Raw genomic sequence first — 24,832 nt, forward strand, 5'->3', positions numbered from 1 at the left:
CCCGCGGCCGAACGGGACTACTCGCGAGGGAAGTCGAACTCCTCGAGGCGCACGGCCTCGCCCGTTCCCTCGCTGAAGTACTGACCATCCCACTCTTCGTATCCGAAGGTCGGGAACAGGTTGGACTTCGCTTCTTCGGTGGGCTCGACCGTCGCGGTAGCGTAATTCTGCAGTCCGGTACCAGCGGGGATGAGCTTTCCGAGGATGACATTCTCCTTGAGGCCGACCAGGGGGTCGGACTTTCCGGACATCGCGGCCTCGGTGAGGACGCGCGTGGTCTCCTGGAAGGAGGCCGCCGACAGCCACGACTCGGTCGCGAGCGACGCCTTGGTGATTCCCATCAGCTCGGGGCGAGCCGATGCCGGCTTGCCACCGCTCGTGACGGTCTCCCTGTTGGCGTTCTCGAACCGCGCACGCTCGACGAGCTCGCCAGGAAGCAGCGGGGCCTCGCCGGCCTCGAGGACCGTGACGCGCCGCAGCATCTGCCGCACGATGACCTCGATGTGCTTGTCGTGGATCTCCACGCCCTGCGAGCGGTACACGTTCTGGACCTCGTCCACCAGGTGCTTCTGGGTGGCGCGAGGGCCGAGGATGCGCAGCACGCTCTTCGGGTCCACGGCGCCGGCCACGAGCTGCTGGCCGACCTCGACGTGCTCGCCGTCCTGCACGAGCAGGCGCGAACGCTTCGACACGGGGTACTCGAACGGCTCGTCGCCGTTGTCCGGGGTGACGACCAGGCGGCGGGTGGCCTCCGAGTCGTCGACCTTGAGACGGCCGGGCACCTCGGAGATCGGGGCCTCACCCTTGGGGGTGCGCGCCTCGAAGAGCTCCTGCACACGCGGCAGACCCTGCGTGATGTCATCCGCGGATGCCACACCACCGGTGTGGAACGTGCGCATGGTCAGCTGGGTGCCGGGCTCACCGATCGACTGGGCAGCGACGATGCCGACGGCCTCGCCGATGTCCACGAGCTCTCGGGTCGCGAGCGAGCGGCCGTAGCACTTGGCGCACGTGCCGACCGCCGATTCGCACGTCAGGACCGAGCGGACCTTGACGTCCTCGATGCCCTCCGCGATCAGCGCATCGATCAGCACGTCGCCGATGTCGGCGCCCGCCGTCCCGATGACGTTGCCCTTGGCGTCCGCGACGTCGGTGGCGAGCGTACGAGCGAAGACCGAGGTCTCCACGCGCTCGTGCTTGACCACCTCACCGTCGACGGTGCGCTCGACGATCGGCATCGTCAGACCGCGCTCGGTGCCGCAGTCGCCCTCGCGAACGATGACGTCCTGAGACACGTCCACGAGACGGCGGGTCAGGTAACCCGAGTCCGCCGTGCGCAGCGCGGTGTCCGCCAGTCCCTTACGGGCTCCGTGCGTCGCGATGAAGTACTCGAGGACGGACAGTCCCTCGCGGTAGTTCGACTTGATCGGACGCGGGATGATCTCGCCCTTCGGGTTGGCCACCAGGCCACGCATACCGGCGATCTGGCGCACCTGCATCCAGTTGCCTCGCGCTCCCGACGTCACCATGGTGTGCACGGTGTTGTACTTGGGGAACGACTCACGCATGGAACGGTCGACCTCGTTGGTCGCCTGCGTCCAGATCTCGATGAGCTCCTGACGGCGCTCGTCGTCGGTGATCAGACCCGTCTCGTACTGGACCTGGACCTTGACGGCCTGGGCCTCGTAGCGCTCGAGGATCTCCTGCTTGTTCGCGGGAGTCGCCACGTCACCGATACCGATGGTCACGCCCGAACGAGTCGCCCAGTGGAAGCCCGCGTCCTTCAGCGCATCCAGCGAGGCCGCGACCTCGACCTTCTCGTAGCGCTCGGCGAGCTCGTTGACGATGTTGCCGAGCACCTTCTTGTCGACATCGCGGTTCACGTACGGGAAGGAGATCGGCAGCAGCTCGTTGAACAGTGCACGCCCCAGGGTCGTGGTGAGCGTGAACGGCACGCCCGCGACCTGGTCCGACGCCAGTTCGTGACCCGCAGGGGGCACAGTGTCGCCGTCGACGCGAAGCCGGATCTCCGCGCTGAGCGCGAGCTGGCCCGCATCGAACGCCATGCGCGCCTCGGAAGTCGACGAGAACGCCAGGCCTTCGCCCTTCGCCCCCTCCTTCTGAAGCGTCATGTGGTACAGACCGATGATCATGTCCTGAGAGGGCATGGTCACCGGGCGGCCGTCCGACGGCTTGAGGATGTTGTTGCTCGACAGCATCAGCACGCGTGCCTCCGCCTGCGCCTCGGCGCTCAGCGGCAGGTGCACGGCCATCTGGTCACCGTCGAAGTCGGCGTTGAACGCGCCGCAGACGAGCGGGTGCAGGTGGATGGCCTTGCCCTCCACCAGCTGAGGCTCGAATGCCTGAATGCCCAGTCGGTGCAGGGTCGGAGCGCGGTTCAGCAGCACGGGGTGCTCGGTGATGACCTCTTCGAGCACGTCCCACACCTCGGAACGGCTGCGCTCGACCATGCGCTTGGCAGACTTGATGTTCTGCGCGTGGTTGAGCTCGACGAGACGCTTCATGACGAACGGCTTGAACAGCTCGAGCGCCATCTGCTTGGGCAGTCCGCACTGGTGCAGCTTGAGCTGCGGACCGACCACGATGACCGAACGGCCCGAGTAGTCCACGCGCTTGCCCAGCAGGTTCTGACGGAAACGGCCCTGCTTGCCCTTGAGCATGTCCGAGATCGACTTCAGCGGGCGGTTGCCCGGTCCGGTGACCGGGCGGCCGCGACGGCCGTTGTCGAACAGCGCGTCCACCGCCTCCTGCAGCATGCGCTTCTCGTTGTTCACGATGATCTCGGGAGCCCCGAGGTCGAGCAGGCGCTTGAGGCGGTTGTTGCGGTTGATCACGCGACGGTAGAGGTCGTTCAGGTCGGAGGTCGCGAAGCGGCCACCGTCCAGCTGCACCATGGGTCGCAGGTCCGGCGGGATCACCGGCACGGCGTCGAGCACCATGCCCGTGGGGGCGTTGGTGGTCGTGAGGAACGCGCTGACGACCTTCAGGCGCTTGAGCGCGCGGGTCTTCCGCTGCCCCTTGCCGTTGGCGATGATGTCGCGCAGGTGCACGGCCTCGCTCTCGAGGTCGAAGGTCTCGAGACGCTTCTGAATCGCCTCGGCACCCATCGAGCCCTTGAAGTAGACGCCGTAGCGGCGCGACAGCTCGCGGTAGAGGAGCTCGTCGCCCTCGAGGTCCTGGACCTTGAGGTTCACGAACCGGTCGAAGACCGCGTCGAGGCGCTCGATCTCGGCATCCGCCCGCTTGCGCAGGTTCGCCATCTCGCGCTCTGCGCCGTCCTTGACCTTGCGCTTGGCGTCAGCCTTCGCGCCCTCGGCCTCGAGCTCGCCGAGGTCCTTCTCCAGCTTCTCGGCGCGGTTGTTGATGTCCACGTCGCGCTGGTTCGCGATCTGCTTCTTCTCCGACTCGATCTCGTTGCGGAGCTTGGGCAGGTCCTCGTGACGACCGTCCTCGTCCACCTCGGTCACCATGTAGGCGGCGAAGTAGATGACCTTCTCCAGGTCCTTGGGGGCCAGGTCGAGCAGGTATCCGAGGCGCGACGGGACGCCCTTGAAGTACCAGATGTGGGTCACCGGGGCGGCGAGCTCGATGTGGCCCATCCGCTCGCGGCGCACGCGGGATCGGGTGACCTCCACGCCGCAGCGCTCGCAGACGATGCCGCGGTAGCGGACGCGCTTGTACTTGCCGCAGCCGCACTCCCAGTCCCGGGTCGGGCCGAAGATCTTCTCGCAGAAGAGTCCGTCCTTCTCCGGCTTCAGGGTGCGGTAGTTGATGGTCTCCGGCTTCTTGACCTCGCCATGGGACCACGTGCGGATGTCCTCCGCCGTGGCCAGGCCGATGCGGAGGTTGCCGAACTCATTGACGTCGAGCACAGTCACTTCCTTTGCTTAAATCTCGTCGACGCTGGAAGCGTCCGGGCGGCTGGAGAGGGAGATGCCGAGCGACTCGGCGGCCTGGTATGCGTCGTCCTCGGACTCACGCATCTCGACGACGTGACCCTCAGAGTTGAGGACCTCGACGTTCAGGCACAGCGACTGCATCTCCTTCATCAGCACCCTGAAGGACTCGGGCAGGCCCGGGTCCGGGATGTTCTGGCCCTTCACGATGGCCTCGTACACCTTCACGCGGCCCACCACGTCGTCAGACTTGATGGTCAGCAGCTCCTGCAGGGCGTAGGCGGCGCCATAGGCCTCCAGGGCCCAGACCTCCATCTCGCCGAACCGCTGGCCGCCGAACTGGGCCTTACCGCCCAGGGGCTGCTGCGTGATCATCGAGTACGGACCCGTGGAGCGGGCGTGGATCTTGTCGTCGACAAGGTGGTGGAGCTTGAGGATGTACTTGTAGCCCACCGCGACGGGCTCCGGGAACGGCTCGCCGGAGCGGCCGTCGAACAGTCGCGCCTTGCCGTCGTCGTCGACCAACCGGACGCCGTCCTGGTTCGGGTTGATCACCGAACGCAGGTGGAGCAGCGTCTGCTCGGCGAGACCGTCGAACACCGGCGTCGCCACCGGCGTGCCAGGCTCGGACTTCTCAGCGCCCTTGGGCAGGTTCTTGGCCCACTCCTCGTCGGAGCCGGTCGCGTCCCAGCCGTGCTTGGCCACCCAGCCCGTGTGGGTCTCGAGCACCTGGCCGACGTTCATGCGGCCGGGCACGCCGAGCGGGTTGAGGATGATGTCGACCGGGGTGCCGTCCTCCAGGAACGGCATGTCCTCGATCGGCAGGATCGTGGAGATGACGCCCTTGTTGCCGTGGCGTCCGGCGAGCTTGTCGCCCTCCTGGATCTTGCGGCGCTGCGCGATGTAGACGCGCACCAGCTCGTTGACCCCTGCAGGAAGGTCGTCGCCGTCCTCCTCGGTGAACACGCGGACGCCGATGACGGTGCCGGACTCGCCGTGGGGAACCTTCAGCGACGTGTCGCGCACCTCGCGCGCCTTCTCGCCGAAGATCGCGCGGAGCAGGCGCTCCTCGGGGGTGAGCTCGGTCTCGCCCTTGGGCGTGACCTTGCCGACCAGCACGTCACCAGCGCGGACCTCGGCACCGATGCGGATGATGCCGCGCTCGTCGAGGTCGGCGAGCACCTCCTCGGAGGCGTTCGGGATGTCGCGAGTGATCTCCTCGGGGCCCAGCTTGGTGTCGCGGGCGTCGACCTCGTGCTCCTCGATGTGAATCGAGGACAGGACGTCGTCCTCCACCAGGCGCTGCGACAGGATGATCGCGTCCTCGTAGTTGTGGCCCTCCCACGACATGAATGCCACGAGCAGGTTGCGGCCAAGCGCGAGCTCGCCGTTGTCCGTCGACGGACCGTCGGCGATGACCGAGCCATCGACCAGCACATCGCCCTCGCTGACGAGCACGCGCTGGTTGTAGCTCGTGCCCTGGTTGGAGCGCTCGAACTTGGCGATCCGGTAGGAACCCGTGGTGCCGTCGTCGTTCGCGACCGTGACCAGGCCAGCGCTCACCTCGGTGACCACGCCGGGCTTGGTCGCCACGACCACGTCGCCGGCGTCGATCGCCGCACGGCGCTCCATGCCGGTGCCGACCAGAGGCGACTCCGCACGCACCAGCGGGACCGCCTGGCGCTGCATGTTGGCGCCCATCAGGGCGCGGTTGGCGTCGTCGTGCTCGAGGAACGGGATCAGGGCGGTCGCCACCGACACCATCTGGCGCGGGGAGACGTCCATGTAGTCCACGGCGTCGCGCGGCACGAACTCGACCTCGCCACCCTTCGAGCGGACGAGCACGCGCTCCTCGGCGAACGAGTTGTCGTCGCTGAGCTTCGCGTTCGCCTGCGCGATCACGTAGCGGTCCTCGTCGTCTGCGGTCAGGTAGTCGACCTTGTCGGTGACCTTGCCCTTGAGCACCTTGCGGTACGGGGTCTCGACGAAGCCGAGCGGGTTCACGCGGCCGTAGGTCGCGAGCGCGCCGATCAGGCCGATGTTCGGGCCTTCAGGGGTCTCGATGGGACACATGCGTCCGTAGTGCGACGGGTGGACGTCACGGACCTCCATGCCGGCGCGGTCGCGCGACAGACCGCCGGGGCCGAGCGCCGAGAGGCGACGCTTGTTGGTGAGGCCGGCCAGCGGGTTGTTCTGGTCCATGAACTGGGACAGCTGCGACGTGCCGAAGAACTCGCGGATCGCCGCGACGACGGGACGCGTGTTGATCAGGGTCTGCGGCGTGATCGCCTCGACGTCCTGAGTCGTCATGCGCTCGCGCACCACGCGCTCCATGCGGGACAGCCCGGTACGGATCTGGTTCTGCACGAGCTCGCCCACGGCGCGGATGCGGCGGTTGCCGAAGTGGTCGATGTCGTCGGTCTCGACCTCGACCTCAGCGGAGGCGCCGGGGAACGACTGCTGCCCCGAGTGCGCCGCGGCGATGTACTTCACGGTCGCGACGATGTCATCGAGCGTGAGCGTGGACTCGCCCAGCGGCTTGCCGACCTTGAGCTTCTTGTTCAGCTTGAAGCGGCCGACCTTCGCGAGGTCGTAGCGCTTGGGGTTGAAGTAGAAGTTGTCGAGCAGGTTCTGCCCCGCCTCGACCGTGGGCGGCTCGCCCGGTCGCAGCTTGCGGTACAGGTCGACGAGCGCGTCCTCCTGAGAGTGGACGGTGTCCTTCTCGAGGGTCTCGAGGATCGCGGGGTAGTCCTTGAACTCGTCCGCGATGGCCTCGTCGGTCATGCCGAGCGCCTTGAGGAAGAGCGTGACGGGCTGCTTGCGCTTGCGGTCGACGCGGACGCCCACGGCGTCGCGCTTGTCGATCTCGAACTCGAGCCACGCCCCACGCGACGGGATCACCTTCGCGGTGTAGATGTCCTTGTCAGACGTCTTGTCCGCGGTGCGCTCGAAGTACACGCCGGGAGAGCGCACCAGCTGCGACACGACCACGCGCTCGGTGCCGTTCACGATGAAAGTGCCCTTGGGGGTCATGAGCGGGAAGTCGCCCATGAACACGGTCTGCGACTTGATCTCGCCGGTCGTGTTGTTCATGAACTCGGCCGTCACGAACAGCTGCGCGGCGTACGTGAAGTCCTTCTCCTTGCACTCCTCAGGAGTGTGACGCGGCTCCTCGAAGTACGGGTCCGAGAAGCTCAGCGACATCGTCTGGCCGAAGTCCTCGATGGGGGAGATCTCCTCGAAGATCTCCTGCAGTCCCGCGATCTCGGGGACGTCGTCGCGTCCCTCGCTCTTCGCAGTCTCCACGCGTCCCTGCCAGGTCGCGTTGCCGACGAGCCAGTCAAAGCTCTCGGTCTGAATGCCGAGGAGGTTGGGGACCTCGATCGGCTCGGAGATCTGCGCGAAGGAGATTCGCGGTGATGCGGAACGGTTGGCGATGGCAGTTGCCGAAGGGGTGCGCGAGGCAGCCAAGGGCGGGTCCTTCCCTCTTGATAGCGTGCGTGTCGCGAGTCCTCAGCCACTACTCCACCGGATCCCGGGGCCAAGCCGCGTATCTGCGGAGGCGCGCCGGGTAGGCATATGAGGGCAGGGCGATAGACAGCGCAAATCAAGAGACTACCCCGCACCGCCCAATAAGTCCACCCGAGGCCCGCGGGCCGCACGACACGCCGGGCCCGCACCCGATCGTAACCGTCCACGGCCGGCCCGGGCCGCGACCGTCAGCTCTCCGGCTGCTCCTCGGCACTCAGCGCCGCGGTGATCTGGTCGTGGAGCGCCGGTGCGAGCGTCCGCGCGTACGTCGCACCCACGTGGTGCCCATCCGGTCGATAGACCACGATGCCGCCGGCCACCGCCGCGCACTCGCTCTCCGTGCAGTAGTGGTCGGTGAGGTCGAGCGCCGTGGCGTGCGCGACGCGTTCGGCCGCGTCGCGCGCCAGGTCGGAGTACACCGCCGTGTCCCGGGGCACCGCGCACTCGTCCGCGCCGGCGGGGCCGACGCGTTCCAGGCACGCGACGAAGTCGGGGCCGATGCGCGGGTTGTCCACGAGCGCCAGCACCGGCACCCCCGGCGCCACTGCCCGCCACGCCTCCGCCATGCCCTCGATCTCGGCCTCTCGCAGGCCCTCGGGCAGGTCGGGCGGCTGGCGGCGGGTGACCAGCACGGCGTCGTAGTCACTCGCGCCGGCGGCCGCCGCGAGCGCCTGCTCGCGCCACGACTCGCAGCCGTCACGGAAGTCGGTGCCGACCCTCCCGAGGCCCCGGGTCGTGAGGTAGCAGCCGGCGCGGCCGGCGAGATCGAACTGCCATCCCACCGACTCCGCGAGGCGCTCGTAGGTCGAGATGAGCGCATTCGAATGCGAGTCGCCGAGCACGAGGATGCGCAGGCCTCCAGGAGTGGGGCTGCCGATGGCGCATTGGGAGAACTCGCTGCCGGTGAGACCGGTCCAGCACTCCGGCCGGTTGGCGTCGTCCTCCTCGAGGTCCGCGAGGGCGGGCACGAAGGCGTCCAGGCCGTCCTCGTCGCACCGGTCCGGAGCGGCGAGCGCTGCGGCGCCTGCGCAGTCCACCTCCTCGCGGGCGAGGGCCGCGCCCGCCTCCGCGGCCGCCTTGCGATCGCGATCGGCGTCCGCGTCCGCGAGGGCGAGGCCGACCCCGGCGATGGCGGCGACGGCTGCCATGCCGGCGATGGACCACGCGGCCACGACTCGCGGCGCTCTCCCGGCAAGGAGCTTCGGGGAGAATCTCACCGGCTCCTCCACCCACACCGTCGACACGGAGGCCAGCGCGATCGTGGCCGCACCGATCGCTACCTTGGTCCACGCGTCAAGCGGGCTTGCGGTGGCCAGGGGGACGAGAACGATGAGCGGCCAGTGCCACAGGTAGATCGAGTAGGACGTGCGCCCCAGGTGCGACACCGGCGGCCACTCCCCCACGCGCGCGACCGCGGTGCCGGCCCCCGCGACGATCACCAACGCCGTCCCCACGACCGGCAGCAGCGCGTGATAGCCGGGGAAGGGGGTGGAAGCGTCGAAGGTCACGGCGGCCGCCACGATCATTGCGACACCCAGGAACGCCATCCACGCGTGCCCGCGCACGCGCGGCAGCACGAGCGCCACCAGGGCCCCGAGGCCGAACTCCCACAGGCGCGTGAACGTCGAGAAGTACGCCGCAGGAGAGGCCGCGGAGAGAAACAGCCCGTACACGAACGAGGCCGCGACGGCGGCGCCGACGCCCGCGACGACCACCCGGCGTCGAGAGACGCGCAGCCGGGCGGCCACCGCCAGCGCGGCGATCATCAGCAGCGGCAGGATCACGTAGAACTGCTCTTCGACCGAGAGGGTCCAGTAGTGCTGCACGGCCGACGCCGCCTGTCCCGCGCCGAGGTAGTCCACGGATTGCGCGGACAGGTACCAGTTCTCGACGTAGAAGGTGGAGGCGAGCACCTCCCGCAGGTTGCCCTCGAGCGCTGACCGCGGCACCAGCCAGATGGTGCCGGCTGCGGTCACCGCCAGCACCAGCAGCGCCGGGGGCAGCAGCCGTCGCGCACGCCGCGCCCAGAAGTGCGCGAGCCGGATTCGGCCCGTGACGGCCGCCTCCCGCCACAGGTGAGCGGTGATGAGGAAGCCGCTGATGACGAAGAACACGTCGACGCCGACGTAGCCGCCCGTCAGCCGATCCGGCCACAGGTGATAGAGCACCACCAGCCCCACCGCGAGGGCGCGCAGCGCCTGCAGGTCGGGGCAGAACCGGTCGGCGGGCGCACGCTCCGGCCCTGCGAGGGGCGGCGCCTGAGGCTTCGCGGCCGCGCTGTCAGATCGGGGCACGCCGATCATTGTCACACGCACCAACGTGACGAATCGCCCGATTCGCCGCGTCGGCGGGTGACACGCAAAAGGCCGGGCCGCCCCGAAGGGCGACCCGGCCTCGCGTGACGGGAGGTCGTGCTACTTGAGCTCGACCGTGGCGCCGGCAGCCTCGAGCTGCTCCTTCGCCTTCTCCGCGTCTTCCTTCTTGACGCCCTCGAGGACGGCCTTGGGGGCCTCGTCCACGACAGCCTTGGCCTCGCCGAGGCCGAGCGACGTGAGCGCGCGCACCTCCTTGATGACCTGGATCTTCTTGTCGCCGACGGCGGCGAGGATGACGTCGAACTCGGTCTGCTCCTCGGCGGCCTCGGCGGCCTCGCCGCCGGCGGCGGCCGGGGCGGCAGCGGCAACGGGGGCCGCGGCGGTGACGTCGAAGGTCTCCTCGAACGCCTTCACGAACTCGGACAGCTCGATGAGCGAGAGCTCCTTGAACTGCTCGATGAGCTCCTCGGTGGAGAGCTTAGCCATGGTGTCTTCCTAACTGTTGGGTCTGCGTGAGCAGGGGTCTACTGGTGGGGGAACGCGGCTTTACGCCGCGTCTTCCTGCTTGGCACGCAGGGCGTCGACAGCACGCGCCGCCTGAGCGATCGGTGCCTGGAACAGGTATGCCGCGCCGAAGAGCGTCGCCTTCATGGCGCCCGCTGCCTTGGCGAGCAGGACCTCGCGGGACTCGAGGTCTGCGAGCTTGCCGATCTCCTCGGCCGTCAGGACGTTGCCGTCAAGCACGCCGCCCTTGATGACGAGGGAGTCGTTCTTCTTGCTGAACTCCTTCAGGCCCTTTGCAGCCTCCACCGGGTCACCGGTGACGAATGCAATGGCCGTGGGACCGACGAAGAGGTCATCCAGACCCTCGACACCGGCATCCTTGGCCGCGAGCGCCGTCAGAGTGTTCTTCGCGACACGGTAGGTCGCGGCACCGCTGAGCGTGCGGCGCAGCTCGGCGAGCTGCGGGACCGACAGGCCGCGGTACTCGGTGATCACGACAGCGTTGGAATCGCGGAAACGGTTCGCGATCTCCTCGACTGCCGCCACCTTGTCTGGCGTCGCCATAGTTGTCCTTCCATAGTGTGACCGTCGGCGCCTCCTTGCGGAGACGGCCCACCCCGGACAGCAGAAGAGCCCCGCCACAGGCGGGGCTCGCACGCATGGGGCTCACATGCGAAAGGCGGCCAGTTGGCCGCCCGTCGATGCACGCACCTGCGTGTTCGTCTCACCTGCGCTGGACTCCGCTGACGCGGAGCTTGGGTCGTTCCTGGCGAACCAGGGCCGACAACCGGCGGTCTTGGGCTCCACAAGACTACCTCACGCGGCGGGCGACGCCAACAGGCGGCCGATGCGCGCTCAAGGGCCCCTTCGCTGTCACCCCGTCGCGCGGCGCCGCGCGCGCGTGCGGGGAGTGGACCGCACGAACCTCAGGCTCGCGCCGACGCCTCCGAGCCGGGAGCGGTGACGCGCGGCGAACGCCAGCTTCACCGCCACGGCCCGGCGACCGAAGACGCGATCCAGCACGGCGGCCCGTGCGTCGAGATCCTCGCCAGTGCCCCACCGCGACCCCGAGCTCTCCACCGGATGGGCGGCGACCACCTCTGGAATCGCGTGGGCGGACAGGCCGGCGCGCAGGAGGTCGGCGATGAAGATGTACTCGTCGCCCAGATAGTTGGTGGCGCCCGCGCCGTAGCCCTCGTCGAACCACACCTCACGCTCGCGGGTGCGCTCGACGTCGACGATCATCTCGTACGTCGCGGCCTTGGCCGAGTTGAACAGCGTGAGCGGCTGCTCCCGCTCCGGGTAGCGCTTGCGCAGCGCGCCGTCGGCGCCGACCGCTCGCCCCAGCCCCAAGGCCAGCCCCTGATCCGCCATGGTGGCGACCATCCCGCGCACGCCGTCCCAGTCGACCTGGACGTCGTCGTCGCTGAACAGCACGTAGCGCGTGCGGGCCTGGCGCAGCACCTCGTTGCGGCTGCGCGCCACGCCCATCGACTCCAGGGCGACGGTGCGGGCGCCGGCTCGTTCGAGACGAGCGCGCTCGGCCGCCAGCGTGGCGGCCTGGGCCGGCGCCTGCTCTCCGGTCTGCACCACCACCACGACATCGGCGCGATCCCACCAGTCCGCTGGCTCGATGGCGCTCACGCGGTGCGGCAGCGTCGAGTATCCGACGGTCAGGTCGTGCACAGGTGTCTCATGGCGCACGGTTCCTCCTGGGCGTGGGTCCTGCGAATGGCGAGCCTGGCCACAAGGTACCAATGCGCGCGAAGCCGGCGACCGCATCGGCCGAAAGCACCCGGACATACGAGAAGGCCCGACTCCTCAGGGGGGGTGAGGAGCCGGGCCCGGTGCTGCGCGCCTGCCCTGTTGGGGCCGCTGCGCAGCACGCGCTCTCGTACATGCCGCCCGGGATCGCCGGGCGCAGTCCGAGTGCGGTCTGTGGAGTGCCGGCGCTACTTCTCGATCTTCGCGGCGGCGTCGACCGGGATGCCCGGCCCCTGCGTCGAGGAGATCGCCGCCTTGATGATGTAGCGACCCTTCGAGGCCGACGGCTTGGCGCGCTGGACCTCGTCGAGCACCGCCTGGTAGTTCTCGAGCAGCTTGTCGTCGCCGAACGAGGCCTTGCCGATCACCGTGTGGAGGTTGGCGTGCTTGTCGACGCGGAACTCGATCTTTCCGCCCTTGATGTCAGACACGGCCTTGGTGACATCCATGGTCACCGTGCCGGTCTTGGGGTTCGGCATGAGCCCACGCGGACCGAGCACGCGGCCGAGACGACCGACCTTGCCCATGAGGTCCGGGGTGGCGACGACGGCGTCGAAGTCCTGACGGCCGCCCATGACCTCTTCGATGAGCTCGTCGCCACCGACGATGTCGGCGCCCGCCTCGCGGGCCGCCTCTGCCTTGTCACCGTTCGCGAAGACCAGGACCCGAGCGGTCTTGCCGGTGCCGTGGGGCAGGATGACGGTCGAGCGGACCGACTGGTCCGCGTGACGCGGGTCGACGCCGAGCTTGAACACCACGTCGATGGTCGAGTCGGTGTTCTTCGAGGACGTCTTCTGGGCGAGGCGCACGGCCTCGATGGGGCTGTAAAGCTGGCTGCGGTCGACGAGCTGTGCTGCGTCGCGGTAAGCCTTGGAGCGCTTGGACATCTGCTTCTCTTTCCTGTGCAGTCGTGGTGCGGGGCAGCGCGCCCCCTCCCACTGGGTGGTGCTAGTTGACGGTGATGCCCATCGAACGCGCGGTGCCAGCGATGATCTTCGTGGCGGCGTCGATGTCATTGGCGTTGAGGTCGGCCATCTTCTGCTCGGCGATCTCGCGCACCTGAGCATCGGTCAGCGAGCCGACCTTCTCGGTGTGCGGAACTCCGGAGCCCTTGGCGATGCCAGCGGCCTTCTTGATGAGCTCTGCGGCCGGCGGGGTCTTCGTGATGAACGTGAAGGAACGGTCTTCGTAGACCGTGATCTCCACGGGCACCACATTGCCGCGCTGCGACTCAGTGGCCGCGTTGTAGGCCTTGCAGAACTCCATGATGTTGACGCCGTGCTGTCCGAGGGCGGGGCCCACGGGCGGCGCGGGATTGGCGGCGCCGGCCTGGATCTGGAGCTTGATCAGACCAGCGACCTTCTTCTTCGGTGCTGCCATGATGGATTCGGGTCCTTCTGTGATTCGTCGCGGCCCATGCCGCTTGGCTTGCTGACGTGCGACTAGATCTTGGTGACCTGGTTGAACGCCAGCTCGACCGGGGTCTCCCGGCCGAAGATGGAAACGAGGACGTGGAGCTTCTGGGAATCCACGCTGATCTCGGAGATGGTGCCGGGCAGAGTCGCGAACGGGCCGTCGATGACGGTGATCGACTCGCCGACAGAGAAGTCGACCTCAACCTGCTTGGGCTGAGACTCAGCGCCCTCGTCCGTCGTGGCCACTGCCTGCTCCGCCGGGGCGAGCATGCCGTAGACCTCGTCGAGCGTGAGCGGGACGGGCTGGTGAGCGTGGCCGACGAAGCCGGTGACGCCGGGGGTGTTGCGGACGGTTCCCCAGGACTCGTCGGTGAGGTGCATGCGCACCAGCACGTAGCCGGGCATGCGCACACGGTTGACGAGCTTGCGCTGTCCGCCCTTGATCTCGGCGACGTCCTCCATGGGGACCTCGACCTGGAAGATGTTGTCCTCCATGTGGAGGCTCTCGCGGCGGTGCTCGATGGCCTGCTTCACGCGCTTCTCGTGTCCCGAGTAGCTGTGCACCACGAACCAGTCGCCGTCCTGCATGCGCAGCTCGGCGCGGAACTCCTCACCGGGGTCGACCACGGCTTCGACGGGCTCGTCGGGAACGACGTCGACCGCTTCCTCCTCGGCGGCATCCTCGACCGGAGCCTCGTCGGGGACGGTGTCGTCGTCGCCCTCGACCACCGCATCGGCCGGGGCGTCCGAAAGAGCCGCCTCGTCCACCGCGGGGGTGGACTCCTCAGCGGGCTCGTCGGCCGCCGCCTGGGCGCGGTCGGTCGCCTCCGCGATGTCGGCCACGAGCTCGTCGAGCTTGTCGCCGGCGGAGTCGAGCTTGTCGTCACTCACCAGTCACCACTTCCTTTGCAGACGGCGGTCAGCCGCCGAACGTCATCGCTGAGAGCCAGTTGAACAGCAGGTCCATCAAGAACACGATCAGCATCATCACCGCGACGAAGGCCAACACGATCCAGATGTACCGGATCAGCTCTTCGCGGGTGGGTGTCACCACTCGCTTGAGTTCGGAGATCACCTGACGCACGAACAGAGCAATGCGACCGAAGATGTTGCGGTCCTCGCGGGATTCGTGCCGAGGGTCCTGTTCTCCGGAGTCCGTCACGGCAGATTCGCTCACCGGGTCATCCTTCGCTTTTGGGGGTTGGGATCACGCGGGACTTGACCCGCGCTCTGCAGGGCAGGAGGGACTCGAACCCCCAACCGTCGGTTTTGGAGACCGATGCGCTACCAATTGCGCCACTGCCCTCCGGGGGCGGTGGGGCCCCCGACCGGCGACAGCCAACAGTCACGAAGGCGCGAGCCATCATGACGTCTGTCAATCGCCGAATGGCAATAGTACGGGTTCCTGCTCGGGATTGCGAACCCGGCCCCCGCATCGGCCGCTCGCCGTGGCGTCTTCGCGCAGGGCTTGTCGCGGGGACGACCCGTGATTCTCCTTCAAAGGGAGGGTCTGCACGGGTCTTCACGCGGTACCCCCGTCAGTCTCCCATGGTCCTCATGAGGTCGAGCACGGCATCACCCACGTGAACGGCATCTGCTCCCAAGAGTTCGGAGTGTGCGAAGCGAAGCACCGGCATGCCCGCGACGACCACCTTGCGATCGCGCCGTCGATCGCGTCGGAAGGACTCAGGGTCGTCGTGAAAGGTGCGTCCATCGATCTCGACCGCGACACTGTTCGCGACCACCAGGTCAATACGCCCGGCGCCCTTCACGAATCTTTGAGGGTACACCGCCAGACCGCGCTCCACCACATCAAGTCGTGCGAGCGTCTCGCCCACGGCTTCGGAGCGCGCATCCGCGTGAGCCAGCAACCAATTGCGGCGCTCTCGCGACGTCACCGTGAACGCGGCCAACTCATCCGGCCGCACCAGGCCCTGGTGCAGCGCGGAATCGACGGCGACAAGGTGCGCCCGCGGGTCGAGGCATCGGCCGGCGACGTCGAGAGCCCGGGCCACGGGATGAACGAGCTGTTCGGCAGGCGACACCATCATGTCGGTCGAGTAGTGGAGACGAACTCCATGGATGTGGCGCCCACGCCGGCCGAAATCGTCGCGCACCGCGACATGGGGCGTCCGGGAGCGCCTCAGCAGCAGGACACCATGAAGAGCCAATGCAGTGATGCATGTCGCCGCTCCTGCAAGGTGCGCCGCCATGACGAGCGCTTCATCGGCACTGGGAAGGGCGAGAACCCCGCGACGCACGCGCCGGACGACGCCCGTAGACACGGCTGCCGCGATATCTCGCTCCGAGACCCCTGCCCGTCGGAGATCGCCCGTGCGCGCGACACCACCGCGCTGCGCGAGAGCCCTCGTGACGTCCATGGCGCGAGCCTGCCCGGAAAACGCCGGGTTGGCAGACCCTCGGGGCCATCTGTGGATAGTCCTCGCGTGGGTATTGCGGGGTCCTCGTGCGGATGGCCCTGCCCAGAGCGACGTGCGTGGCCGTTCGCAGGGCCGATGCGCGGGAGGCCCGGCAGGTTCCGGCACCTGCGGGGAGCCCGGGCCGGGCGAACATGGAAGACTAGTGACCGTGACTTCCAAGAACCGTGTCTCCGCCCGCCTCGGTGCCATCGCGCCGTCCGCCACGCTCGCCGTCGATGCCAAGGCGAAGGCCCTCAAGGCCGCCGGCCGGCCCGTCATCGGCTTCGGCGCCGGAGAGCCCGACTTCCCGACCCCGCAGTTCATCGTCGACGCCGCGATCGAGGCCGCGCAGGACCCGCGCAACCACCGCTACACCCCCGCAGCGGGACTTCCCGAACTGCGCGCGGCGATCGCCGACAAGACCTTGCGCGACTCGGGCTACGAGATCGACCCGGCCACCACGCTCGTCACCAACGGCGGCAAGCAGGCCGTGTTCCAGGCCTTCGCCGCGGTGCTCGACCCGGGCGACGAGGTGATCCTGCCCGCGCCGTACTGGACCACGTACCCGGAGGCGATCTCGCTCACCGGCGCGACCCCCGTCGAGGTCTTCGCGGGCGCCGATCAGGACTACCTGGTGACCGTCGAGCAGCTCGAGGCGGCGCGCACGGACGCGACCAAGGCGCTGCTGTTCTGCAGCCCCTCGAACCCGACCGGCGCGGTGTACTCGGCCGAGCAGACCAAGGCCATCGGCGAGTGGGCGCTCGAGCACGGCATCTGGGTGATCACGGACGAGATCTACGAGCACCTGCTCTACGACGACGCGGCCTTCACCCCGATGCTGTCCGCGGTGCCCGACCTCGCCGACACCACCATCGTCCTCAACGGCGTGGCGAAGACCTACGCGATGACCGGATGGCGCGTGGGCTGGATGGTCGGACCTGCGGACGTGATCAAGGCGGCGACGAACTTCCAGAGCCACCTCACGTCCAACGTGGCCAACGTGTCGCAGCGCGCCGCGATCGCCGCCCTCCAGGGCGGGCTCGAGGAGGTCGAGCAGATGCGCACCGCCTTCGATCGCCGCCGCCGCACCATGGTCGACATGCTGCGCGAGATCGACGGCTTCGAGGTGCCCACCCCCAAGGGGGCGTTCTACGCCTACCCGTCGGTCGAGGGCGTGCTCGGGCGCGAGATCCGCGGCAAGGTGGCCACCACCTCGGCCGAGCTGGCGACCATCATCCTCGAGGAGGCCGAGGTCGCGATCGTGCCGGGCGAGGCCTTCGGCCCCTCGGGCTACGCGCGCCTGAGCTACGCGCTAGGTGACGACGACCTCGCCGAGGGCGTCGGTCGCATCCAGTCCCTGCTCTCTTAAGGAGCAGCGGCGCGAGTCATCATCTCGGTCACGGGAGATCGTTCGCGCGGCCGATGCGCGGGCGGGGCCACTTCTCGCTAGCCTCGTGGGCATGAGCGACGGAGCGATCTCAGTCACGGGCCTGCGCAAGACGTACGGACCCAAGAACGCGGTCGATGGCATCGACCTCGAAGTGCACCGCGGCGAGGTGTTCGCCCTGCTGGGGCCCAACGGGGCCGGCAAGTCGACCACGGTCGAGATCATGGGCGGCTTCCGCAAGCGCACGGCCGGCGACGTCGCGGTGCTCGGAGTCGATCCCGCGCATCCCACTCGCGAGTGGCGCGAGCGCGTGGGCATCATGCTGCAGTCCACCAGCGGGAGCAGCGTGCTCACCGCTCGGGAGGCGCTTCACCACGCCGCCCGCCTGTATCCGAACCCGCGGGACATCGACGAGACGCTCGAGGTCGTGGGCCTCACCGAGAAGGCTGACGCCAAACCCCAGTTGCTGTCGGGCGGCCAGCATCGGCGACTGGACGTCGCTCTCGCCGTGATGGGCAACCCCGAGCTGGTGTTCCTCGACGAGCCCACCACCGGCTTCGACCCCGAGGCGCGGCGGCAGTTCTGGACCCTGATCGAGTCTCTGCGCGACCAGGGCACCACCATCCTCCTCACCACGCACTATCTGGACGAGGCGGACCGACTCGCCGACCGCATCGGCATCATCGCGAACGGTTCGATGGTCGCCCTGGACACCCCCGAGGGCCTGCGGTCCCGCGCGACCGATGCGTGGGTGAGCTGGGTGGAGGACGGCGCCCCGCGCCGGGAGCCCACGCCCACCCCCACCGCCTTCCTCCGCGACCTGCTCGCTCGCAACGACGGCGAGATCCCGCGGCTGCAGATCACGCACCCGTCCCTCGAGGACGTCTATCTGGATCTGATCGGCGCGGCGCAGGCCGAGGCTGCGGCAGAGTCGGACGAGGAGGTGGCGGCATGAGCGCCCAGGACACCCGCCGCTCGCCAGGATGGGGCTCGCTGCTGACGAACCGCGTCGTGCTCGAGCTCAAGGAGTTCACGCGCTCGCGCGAGCAGATGATCTTCATCTTCGCGTTCCCCATGATCTTCCTCGTGCTGTTCGGCACGATCTTCGGGGGTCAGACGCTGGGAGACACCGACGTCACGTTCGCCCAGTACTTCCTCGCGGGCATGATCGCGACCGGCATCCTCAACACCGGCTTCCAGTCGCTCGCGATCTCGCTGTCGATCGACCGCGACGAGGACCTGCTCAAGCGCATCTACGCCACCCCACTGCCGGCCACCGTGTACTTCACGGGCAAGATCGCGCAGGTCCTGCTCGTGTCGATCGTGCAGATCGCGATCCTGCTGGTGCTCGGGGTGCTGCTGTACGACGTGACCCTCCCGACCGACGCGGGCCGCTGGTGGACCTTCACCTGGGTCTTCCTGCTCGGTACTGCGGCGTCCTCTGCGGTGGGGATCGCGACCTCGTCGCTGCTGCGCAACGGCAAGGCCGCCTCCGCGATCCTCACGCCGGTGGTGCTGTTCCTGCAGTTCACCTCCGGGGTGTTCTTCGTGTTCACCCAGCTGCCCACCTACCTCCAGACGGTCGCCGAGATCTTCCCGCTGAAGTGGCTGGCACAGGGAATGCGCTCGGTGTTCCTGCCGGAGTACTTCGAGGCTCAAGAGGCTCACGGATCGTGGGAGCACCCCATGACCGTGGTCATGCTCAGCGTGTGGTTCGTGCTCGGCCTGGTGGTCGCAGTCCGCACCTTCCGGTGGATGCGGGCCGATGACCGCTGACCGGCCGCACGCCGCCGCGCCCGAGATCTGAGAGGCCGCTCAGGCTCACGCGACCATACTGTTGCCATGATTCGCCCCAGTTTCCGTGCTCTCGCCGTCGCCGCGGGATTCCTGGGCGTGAGCTTGATCGTCGCGGGCACCGCCAGCGCCATGGCCGGCGCCCCGACCACGAACCCGGTGGCCTCCGCGGTTCAGCTGAACCAGGAGGACCCGGCATCCGTGACGCCCGCCGTCGAGGCCGGCACCTCCGGCTCGGAGCCGCCCGCCGAGGTGACGGCCCCGGTCGAAGTCGCCCCGACCGCCATCGAATGCAGCGACGCGGGCGTGTGCGGTGGAGCGCGCGCGGCGGCTGCCCCCGCGCCCGTGGAGACCACCGACGCGCGCGCTCCCGAGCCCGCCCCGACGGCGATCGCCCGGCCTGCGTGCACTCCTCCCGAGCCGCCGGCCGAGCCGACGGACGGCGCCGGCACCGACACGTGGAGGAAGGCGGTCGACGACTGGGCCCAGCAGTGGCGAGAGTCGGCTCGTGAATGCGGGTGGGATCAGCACGACTGGACGGACGCGCTCGGGGACCACCCGTGGCGGAGCATCCCGGGGGACGCTCGCCAATGGCGTGGCGACGATCGCGACGGATGGGCCGACGGCGACCCCCGCGGCCACACCCGGTGGCGCGACGGTCCCGCGGAATGGTGGGAGGACGCGCCGACCGCAGGCCGCGAACCGGGAGCGCGAGGCGACCGCTGACCGGCACGGACGAGCGGTGCCGCATCGCACCAGGGCGCTAGCGTAGGCGCAGGAGGATCTCATCGCGCGCCTGATCGAACGCATCACGCACCCGGCTCGACGCATGACAGTGCGAGCGCGGGTGCTCGCGTACCTCGTGGCGCTCACCACCGCCGCCCTCACCATCGCCGGCTTCACGGCATACGGGATCGAACGCGCCCGCATCGACGCGACGATCGTCGAGGGGCTGGCGCTGCGCACCGAGGCGTTCATCGAGCTCGCCGAGGGACCGGATCCCAGCACCGGCGAGCCCTTCGCGACATCGGAGGACCTCATGCGCGAGGCGATGATCCGGGTCGTCGCCAGTCCCACCGAGAGCGCCGTGGCGCACGTGGGGAACGTGGCGAGGTTCGTGCCGTCCTCCCCCCAGCGATTGCGGCTGGAGGACGATCCGGAGTTTCTTCGGGTGGCGGCGGAGCGCGCCGCCGAGACGGTCGTCGTCCGCGCGGTGGTCACCGACGTCGCCGACTACCGCTTCGCCGCCGTGCCGATCATCGAGCCGGACGGGGACACCGTGGCGGTGTTCACCATTGCGACGGACCGCGGCGCGCTGGTGGACAACCTGACCGAGACCTTCCGCATCTATGCGCTGGTCGCGATGGTGGCGCTCGCGATGATCGGCGTCATCGGGTGGACCACAGTGGGTCGCATGCTGCACCCGATCTCGGTGCTCGAGGGCAAGGCCCGGCACATCAGCGAGCACGACCTCGCCGAGCGCATCCCGGTGTCCGGCCATGACGACCTGTCCCGGCTGTCGCACACCGTGAACGCGATGCTGGACCGCCTCGAGCGCGCCTTCTCCGACCAGCGCCAGCTGCTCGACGACGCGTCTCATGAGCTGCGCACGCCGCTCGCGATCATGCGCACCAATCTCGAGCTCATCGAGCCACGGGACCCGGTCGACGTGCTCCGGGTGCAGAGCGACCTGCTCGACGAGGTCGACATGATGTCCCGGCTCGTCGACGACCTCGTCACCCTCGCGAAGTCGGATCGTCCCGAATTCGTGCTGCGCGAGAGCGTCGACGTGGGGGAGCTGACCGAGACGACGTTCGCGCGCGCCCAGGCCCTCGGCGACCGGAACTGGAAGCTGGACTCGGTGGCGCACACGACGCTGCCGGTCGACGCCCAGCGCGTCACCCAGGCGTGGCTGCAGCTGGTCGCCAACGCCGTCAAGTTCTCCGAACCCGGCACGACCGTCAGCATCGGCAGCGCGAGTCTGGCCGCCGAGGTGCACCTATGGGTCACGGACGAGGGTCGCGGGATCGCACCGGAGGACCAGGAGCGGGTGCTGGAGCGGTTCCATCGCGTCGACCCCGAGACCGAGGGCACCGGGCTCGGACTGCCGATCGCCGCCGCGATCGCGACCGCCCACGGAGGACGACTCTCGCTGGCGTCGCGCGTAGGCGAGGGGTCCACCTTCACACTGGTGCTCCCGAGGAATGGAGGCGACGCGTGATCAGGATGCTGCTGGTCGAGGACGAGGCGAGGCTGGTCGAGTCCCTCACCAAGGGTCTGCGCACCGCGGACGTGGACGTGACCGCCGTGCGCACCGGTCGCGACGGGCTGCGGCTCGCTCTCGAGGACGGCTTCGACATCATGGTGCTGGACATCGGCCTTCCCGACCAGGAGGGCTTCACGGTGCTGCGGAAGCTGCGCGCCTCCGGCTCGGAGCTCCCCGTCATCATCCTGACGGCCCGCACCTCCGCCGAGGACACGGTGCGCGGCCTGGAGCGCGGCGCCGACGACTACATGGCGAAGCCATTCTCATTCGACGAGCTGGTCGCGCGCGTGCGGCTGCGGGCCCGGGCGCGGCCCGAAGAGGAGCAGGGCTCGGCGCAGCTCATTCGCGTGGGGAGGTGCGAGCTCGACCCGATCGAACGCACCCTCGCGTGCGATGGCATCGACGTGCCGCTGAGCCCCCGCGAGTTCCAGCTCGCCCACCTGCTGATGTCCCGAGGGGGCGAGGTGGTGCCGCGCGCGGATGCGCTCCAGGAGGTGTGGGGCTCTGCGGCTCGCGACAACGTGCTCGACGTCTACATCCGATACCTGCGCACGCATGTGGGCCAGGGCGCCATCGAGACGGTGCGAGGGGTCGGCTACCGGTTCGTCGGCTGAGCAGCTCGGGATCCGGCAGACGGCCGATGCGCGGGGCGCCCGGGTGCGCCTACGCTTTGGTGTCATGGACCTCCGGCCGCCGCGATGGAACGACGCGCTCGTCGTGGGCGCGCTGCTGGCGCTGAGCATGATGTGGGCCGCGTCGCTCACCGGCTTCCAGTACGCGGAGATCCGCCCCATCGACCCGCTGGGATACGTGCTTCTCGCGGCCATGGTCATCCCGCTGCTATGGCGTCAGAGATACCCGCGCGCGGTGCTGTGGCTGACCGCCGCGGCATGGATCGTCGTGGTGGGGCTCGGGTACGAGGCCACTCCCGCCATGCTCGGGCTGTTCCTCGCGATCTATGGCGTCGCGTCGTACATGCCGCGGGCGACCTCGATCCGCCACAGCGCGGCCCTGATGGGGATGATGCTCGCGTGGACCGCCGTGGGCGCGATGACCTCGGAGGCCGTGCCGACGAGCGCCATCTTCGCGATCCCGGTCGCCGTGATCGTGCCGTTCGCGATCGGCATCGGGGATCGCCGCCGCCGCCAGCGGCTGAGCGAGCTCGAGGTCGCGCACGCGCGCCGCGAGCAGGCCGGCTACGAGGCCGCGACGGATGCCGTGCGCGCGGAGCGCGCGCGCATCGCGCGCGAGCTGCACGATGTGGTCGCGCACGAGATCACGGTGATGACGCTTCAGGCAGAGGGAGCGCGACGCCGGCTGGGAGCCGAGGACGAGGAGCTCGCCGGCACCCTCGCGACGATCGCCGCTTCTGGCCGCTCGGGCCTGGAGGAGATGCAGCGCATGATCGGCGTGCTGCGTGCCTCCGAGCTCGAGGCGAACGAGCGCGTCGACTCGGACCGCGCGCTCGCCACCGGAGCCTCCACCCACGATGGCCTCACTCCCATGCCGTCGCTCGCAGCGCTTCCCACGCTCGTCCGCCACGTGCAGGACTCGGGGCTGCCGGTCACTCTCGAGATCTCGGGCTCCGCCCACGTGCCCGCCGGAGTCGAGGTGAGCGCCTACCGGATCATCCAGGAGGCTCTCACCAACTCGCTCAAGCACGCAGGCCCAGGGGCGCGGGCGGACGTGATCGTCAAGCGCACCGCGCACGCCGTCCACATCAGCGTCGAGGACGACGGCCGCGGCGCCGCCAGCGATGGGCCGCGCCTGCCCGGCGGTCACGGCCTGACCGGCGTCGCCGAGCGGGTCCAGGCGCTCGGCGGTGCACTGTCGCATGGGCCGCGCCGGGGCGGGGGATTCCAGGTGCACGCCGTGCTGCCCTCGGGAGACGATCAGGTCTCGGGCCCGGCCTCCGGCGGTCAGACTGCAGTCATCCAATCGAAGGGGGCATCCGCGTGATCCGAGTGGGGCTGGTCGACGACCAGGCGATGGTGCGCGTGGGACTGCGCATGATCCTCGAGGCCGAGGAGGACATCGAGATCGTCGGAGAGGCCGCGGACGGGGCGGACGCCCGGGCGCTCGTGCACGACCACGCGCCCGACGTCGTGCTGATGGACATCCGCATGCCGGGCATGGACGGGCTGGCGGCCACCGAGCAGGTGCTGGCGGCGCATCCCGAGGCCCGCGTGGTGATTCTCACCACCTTCGACGACGACGAGTATGTCTACCAGGCACTTCGCGTAGGCGCCTCCGGCTTCCTGTTGAAGAGCGCGGACGGGGACACGCTCGTGAACGCGGTGCGCGTGGTGGCAGGAGGAGAGGCACTGCTCGCGCCCGAGGTCACCCGCCGGGTGATCGAGCGGTTCGCGGTTCCGTCATCGGTGTCCGCAGTCGAGCCCGCGCCGGAACCGGGAGGTGCGTACGTGCCGCCGCCCGAGGCCATCGGCGACCTGTCCGAGCGCGAGGTGGAGGTGCTCCAGCTCATCGCACGCGGGATGTCCAACCAGGAGATCGCCGCGGAGCTGTGGGTGTCGCCGACCACCGTCAAGACCCACGTGAGCCACATCCTCACCAAACTCGGCGTGCGCGACCGCGTGCAGGCGGTGGTGGAGGCCTACGAATCTGGAATCGTCGTCCCCAAGGGATGACCCGCCAGGGTCATCCCTGAGGACGACAGGGGCGAACCGTCCTCGGGAGGGATACCCGCACATCGGCCGCACTTGGCACACTTGTCCCGGATCGACTCGAACCCTGATGAAAGGCCACCCCATGACCACCACCGCTGCACCCGGGCTTGAGCTCGCGGCCACGATGCGCGACGGCTACAAGGACTACGGATTCGGCGAGGCCGCCGTGCGCGCGCTGGACGGCATCAATGTCGACATCGCCCGCAGCGAGTTCACGGCGATCATGGGTCCCTCGGGCTCCGGCAAGTCGACGCTGCTGCACACGCTCGCGGGGCTCGACCGGCTCACCGCGGGCTCGTCCACGATCGCCGAGACCACCATCACGCAGCTGTCCGAGGCGCAGATCACGGAGGTGCGGCGCAAGTACATCGGCTTCGTGTTCCAGTCCTTCAACCTGATCCCGTCGCTCAACGCACGCGAGAACATCACTCTGCCGCTCGACATCTCGGGCACCGAGGTCGACAAGGAATGGTTCGACAACATCATCGGCATCCTCGGCCTCGCGGACCGCCTCACCCACCTGCCCGCGGAGCTCTCGGGGGGCCAGCAGCAGCGCGTCGCGGTCGCCCGGGCGCTCGTGGCCCGACCCGAGATCATCTTCGCGGACGAGCCGTCGGGAAACCTCGACTCCCGCTCCGGCTCGGAGCTGCTGACCTTCATGCGCAGCGCGGTCAAGGATTTCGGGCAGACCATCGTGATGGTCACGCATGACCCCACCGCCGCCGCGTACGCGGACCGGATCGTGTTCCTCGAGGACGGACAGATCGTCGACGAGATGCGTGAGCCCACCGCGGAGCGCGTGCTCGACCGCATGAAGCAGATGGGGCACTAG

General features: G+C 68.9%; 20 protein-coding genes, 1 tRNA gene and 1 pseudogene. 9 read left to right on the top strand and 13 right to left on the bottom strand.

Annotated elements, in window-relative coordinates; translation table 11 throughout:
- Positions 1–17: 17 nt before the first annotated feature.
- The 13 genes and pseudogenes from ACNI14_RS06060 to ACNI14_RS06120 form a co-directional block, all read right to left on the bottom strand.
- On the bottom strand, positions 18–3,893 hold the full coding sequence (locus tag ACNI14_RS06060) for a DNA-directed RNA polymerase subunit beta' (protein WP_420519060.1): 3,876 nt from the start codon (positions 3,891–3,893) through the stop codon (positions 18–20).
- A gap of 15 nt (positions 3,894–3,908) precedes the next feature.
- Positions 3,909–7,388, bottom strand: a complete 3,480-nt coding sequence (rpoB, locus tag ACNI14_RS06065) for a DNA-directed RNA polymerase subunit beta (RefSeq protein WP_420519061.1) — start codon at positions 7,386–7,388, stop codon at positions 3,909–3,911.
- 248 nt (positions 7,389–7,636) lie between these two features.
- Positions 7,637–9,742 (bottom strand): acyltransferase family protein, encoded by a 2,106-nt coding sequence (locus ACNI14_RS06070; protein WP_420519062.1) that lies wholly within the window; start codon positions 9,740–9,742, stop codon positions 7,637–7,639.
- Positions 9,743–9,862: 120 nt separating this feature from the next.
- Entirely contained in the window at positions 9,863–10,249 is a 387-nt protein-coding gene (rplL, locus tag ACNI14_RS06075; protein ID WP_420519063.1) for a 50S ribosomal protein L7/L12, read from the bottom strand.
- Positions 10,250–10,309: 60 nt separating this feature from the next.
- The gene (gene rplJ / locus ACNI14_RS06080; RefSeq protein WP_420519064.1) at positions 10,310–10,831 is read right to left on the bottom strand and encodes a 50S ribosomal protein L10; all 522 of its coding nucleotides are present in this window, start codon (positions 10,829–10,831) and stop codon (positions 10,310–10,312) included.
- A gap of 309 nt (positions 10,832–11,140) precedes the next feature.
- Positions 11,141–11,971, bottom strand: a complete 831-nt coding sequence (locus tag ACNI14_RS06085; protein WP_420519065.1) for a glycosyltransferase — start codon at positions 11,969–11,971, stop codon at positions 11,141–11,143.
- Positions 11,972–12,219: 248 nt separating this feature from the next.
- Positions 12,220–12,918 carry a 50S ribosomal protein L1 gene (rplA, locus tag ACNI14_RS06090; protein WP_420519066.1) on the bottom strand — a complete coding sequence of 233 codons (699 nt, stop codon included), beginning with the start codon at positions 12,916–12,918 and terminating at the stop codon, positions 12,220–12,222.
- 61 nt (positions 12,919–12,979) lie between these two features.
- Complete coding sequence (rplK, locus tag ACNI14_RS06095; RefSeq protein WP_420519067.1) at positions 12,980–13,411, bottom strand: 50S ribosomal protein L11; 432 nt, start codon at positions 13,409–13,411, stop codon at positions 12,980–12,982.
- A 62-nt stretch (positions 13,412–13,473) separates the two neighbouring features.
- Positions 13,474–14,337 carry a transcription termination/antitermination protein NusG gene (gene nusG, locus ACNI14_RS06100; RefSeq protein WP_420519068.1) on the bottom strand — a complete coding sequence of 288 codons (864 nt, stop codon included), beginning with the start codon at positions 14,335–14,337 and terminating at the stop codon, positions 13,474–13,476.
- A gap of 28 nt (positions 14,338–14,365) precedes the next feature.
- Positions 14,366–14,623 carry a preprotein translocase subunit SecE gene (gene secE, locus ACNI14_RS06105; RefSeq protein WP_420519069.1) on the bottom strand — a complete coding sequence of 86 codons (258 nt, stop codon included), beginning with the start codon at positions 14,621–14,623 and terminating at the stop codon, positions 14,366–14,368.
- A gap of 56 nt (positions 14,624–14,679) precedes the next feature.
- A tRNA-Trp gene (locus ACNI14_RS06110) sits at positions 14,680–14,752 on the bottom strand.
- Between the two features lie 232 nt (positions 14,753–14,984).
- The gene (locus ACNI14_RS06115) at positions 14,985–15,563 is read right to left on the bottom strand and encodes a hypothetical protein (protein ID WP_420519435.1); all 579 of its coding nucleotides are present in this window, start codon (positions 15,561–15,563) and stop codon (positions 14,985–14,987) included.
- A gap of 129 nt (positions 15,564–15,692) precedes the next feature.
- Positions 15,693–16,145 (bottom strand): annotated as a pseudogene (locus ACNI14_RS06120) (type IV toxin-antitoxin system AbiEi family antitoxin domain-containing protein); the annotation flags it as partial.
- Here ACNI14_RS06120 and ACNI14_RS06125 point away from each other — a divergent pair.
- From ACNI14_RS06125 to ACNI14_RS06165, 9 genes are all read left to right on the top strand, one after another.
- The gene (locus tag ACNI14_RS06125) at positions 16,036–17,235 is read left to right on the top strand and encodes a pyridoxal phosphate-dependent aminotransferase (protein ID WP_420519070.1); all 1,200 of its coding nucleotides are present in this window, start codon (positions 16,036–16,038) and stop codon (positions 17,233–17,235) included. The pseudogene ACNI14_RS06120 and the gene ACNI14_RS06125 overlap by 110 nt on opposite strands.
- 91 nt (positions 17,236–17,326) lie before the next feature.
- Positions 17,327–18,208, top strand: a complete 882-nt coding sequence (locus tag ACNI14_RS06130; protein ID WP_420519071.1) for an ABC transporter ATP-binding protein — start codon at positions 17,327–17,329, stop codon at positions 18,206–18,208.
- On the top strand, positions 18,205–19,029 hold the full coding sequence (locus ACNI14_RS06135; protein ID WP_420519072.1) for an ABC transporter permease: 825 nt from the start codon (positions 18,205–18,207) through the stop codon (positions 19,027–19,029). The genes ACNI14_RS06130 and ACNI14_RS06135 overlap by 4 nt, the downstream gene beginning before the upstream one ends.
- A 66-nt stretch (positions 19,030–19,095) precedes the next feature.
- Positions 19,096–19,773 (top strand): hypothetical protein, encoded by a 678-nt coding sequence (locus ACNI14_RS06140; RefSeq protein WP_420519073.1) that lies wholly within the window; start codon positions 19,096–19,098, stop codon positions 19,771–19,773.
- 103 nt (positions 19,774–19,876) lie between these two features.
- The gene (locus ACNI14_RS06145) at positions 19,877–21,268 is read left to right on the top strand and encodes a sensor histidine kinase (protein WP_420519074.1); all 1,392 of its coding nucleotides are present in this window, start codon (positions 19,877–19,879) and stop codon (positions 21,266–21,268) included.
- Positions 21,269–21,273: 5 nt separating this feature from the next.
- Positions 21,274–21,927: a response regulator transcription factor gene (locus ACNI14_RS06150; protein WP_420519425.1), complete on the top strand. Its 654-nt coding sequence runs from the start codon at positions 21,274–21,276 to the stop codon at positions 21,925–21,927.
- Between the two features lie 64 nt (positions 21,928–21,991).
- Positions 21,992–23,272: a sensor histidine kinase gene (locus ACNI14_RS06155; protein ID WP_420519075.1), complete on the top strand. Its 1,281-nt coding sequence runs from the start codon at positions 21,992–21,994 to the stop codon at positions 23,270–23,272.
- A complete protein-coding gene (locus tag ACNI14_RS06160) occupies positions 23,269–23,961 on the top strand; it encodes a response regulator (RefSeq protein ID WP_420519076.1) in 693 nt (230 codons plus the stop codon). Before ACNI14_RS06155 ends, ACNI14_RS06160 begins: the two co-directional genes overlap by 4 nt.
- Before the next feature lie 121 nt (positions 23,962–24,082).
- On the top strand, positions 24,083–24,832 hold the full coding sequence (locus ACNI14_RS06165) for an ABC transporter ATP-binding protein (protein WP_420519077.1): 750 nt from the start codon (positions 24,083–24,085) through the stop codon (positions 24,830–24,832).

This window comes from Demequina pilifera (genome assembly GCF_048814985.1).
Taxonomy (GTDB): domain Bacteria; phylum Actinomycetota; class Actinomycetes; order Actinomycetales; family Demequinaceae; genus Demequina.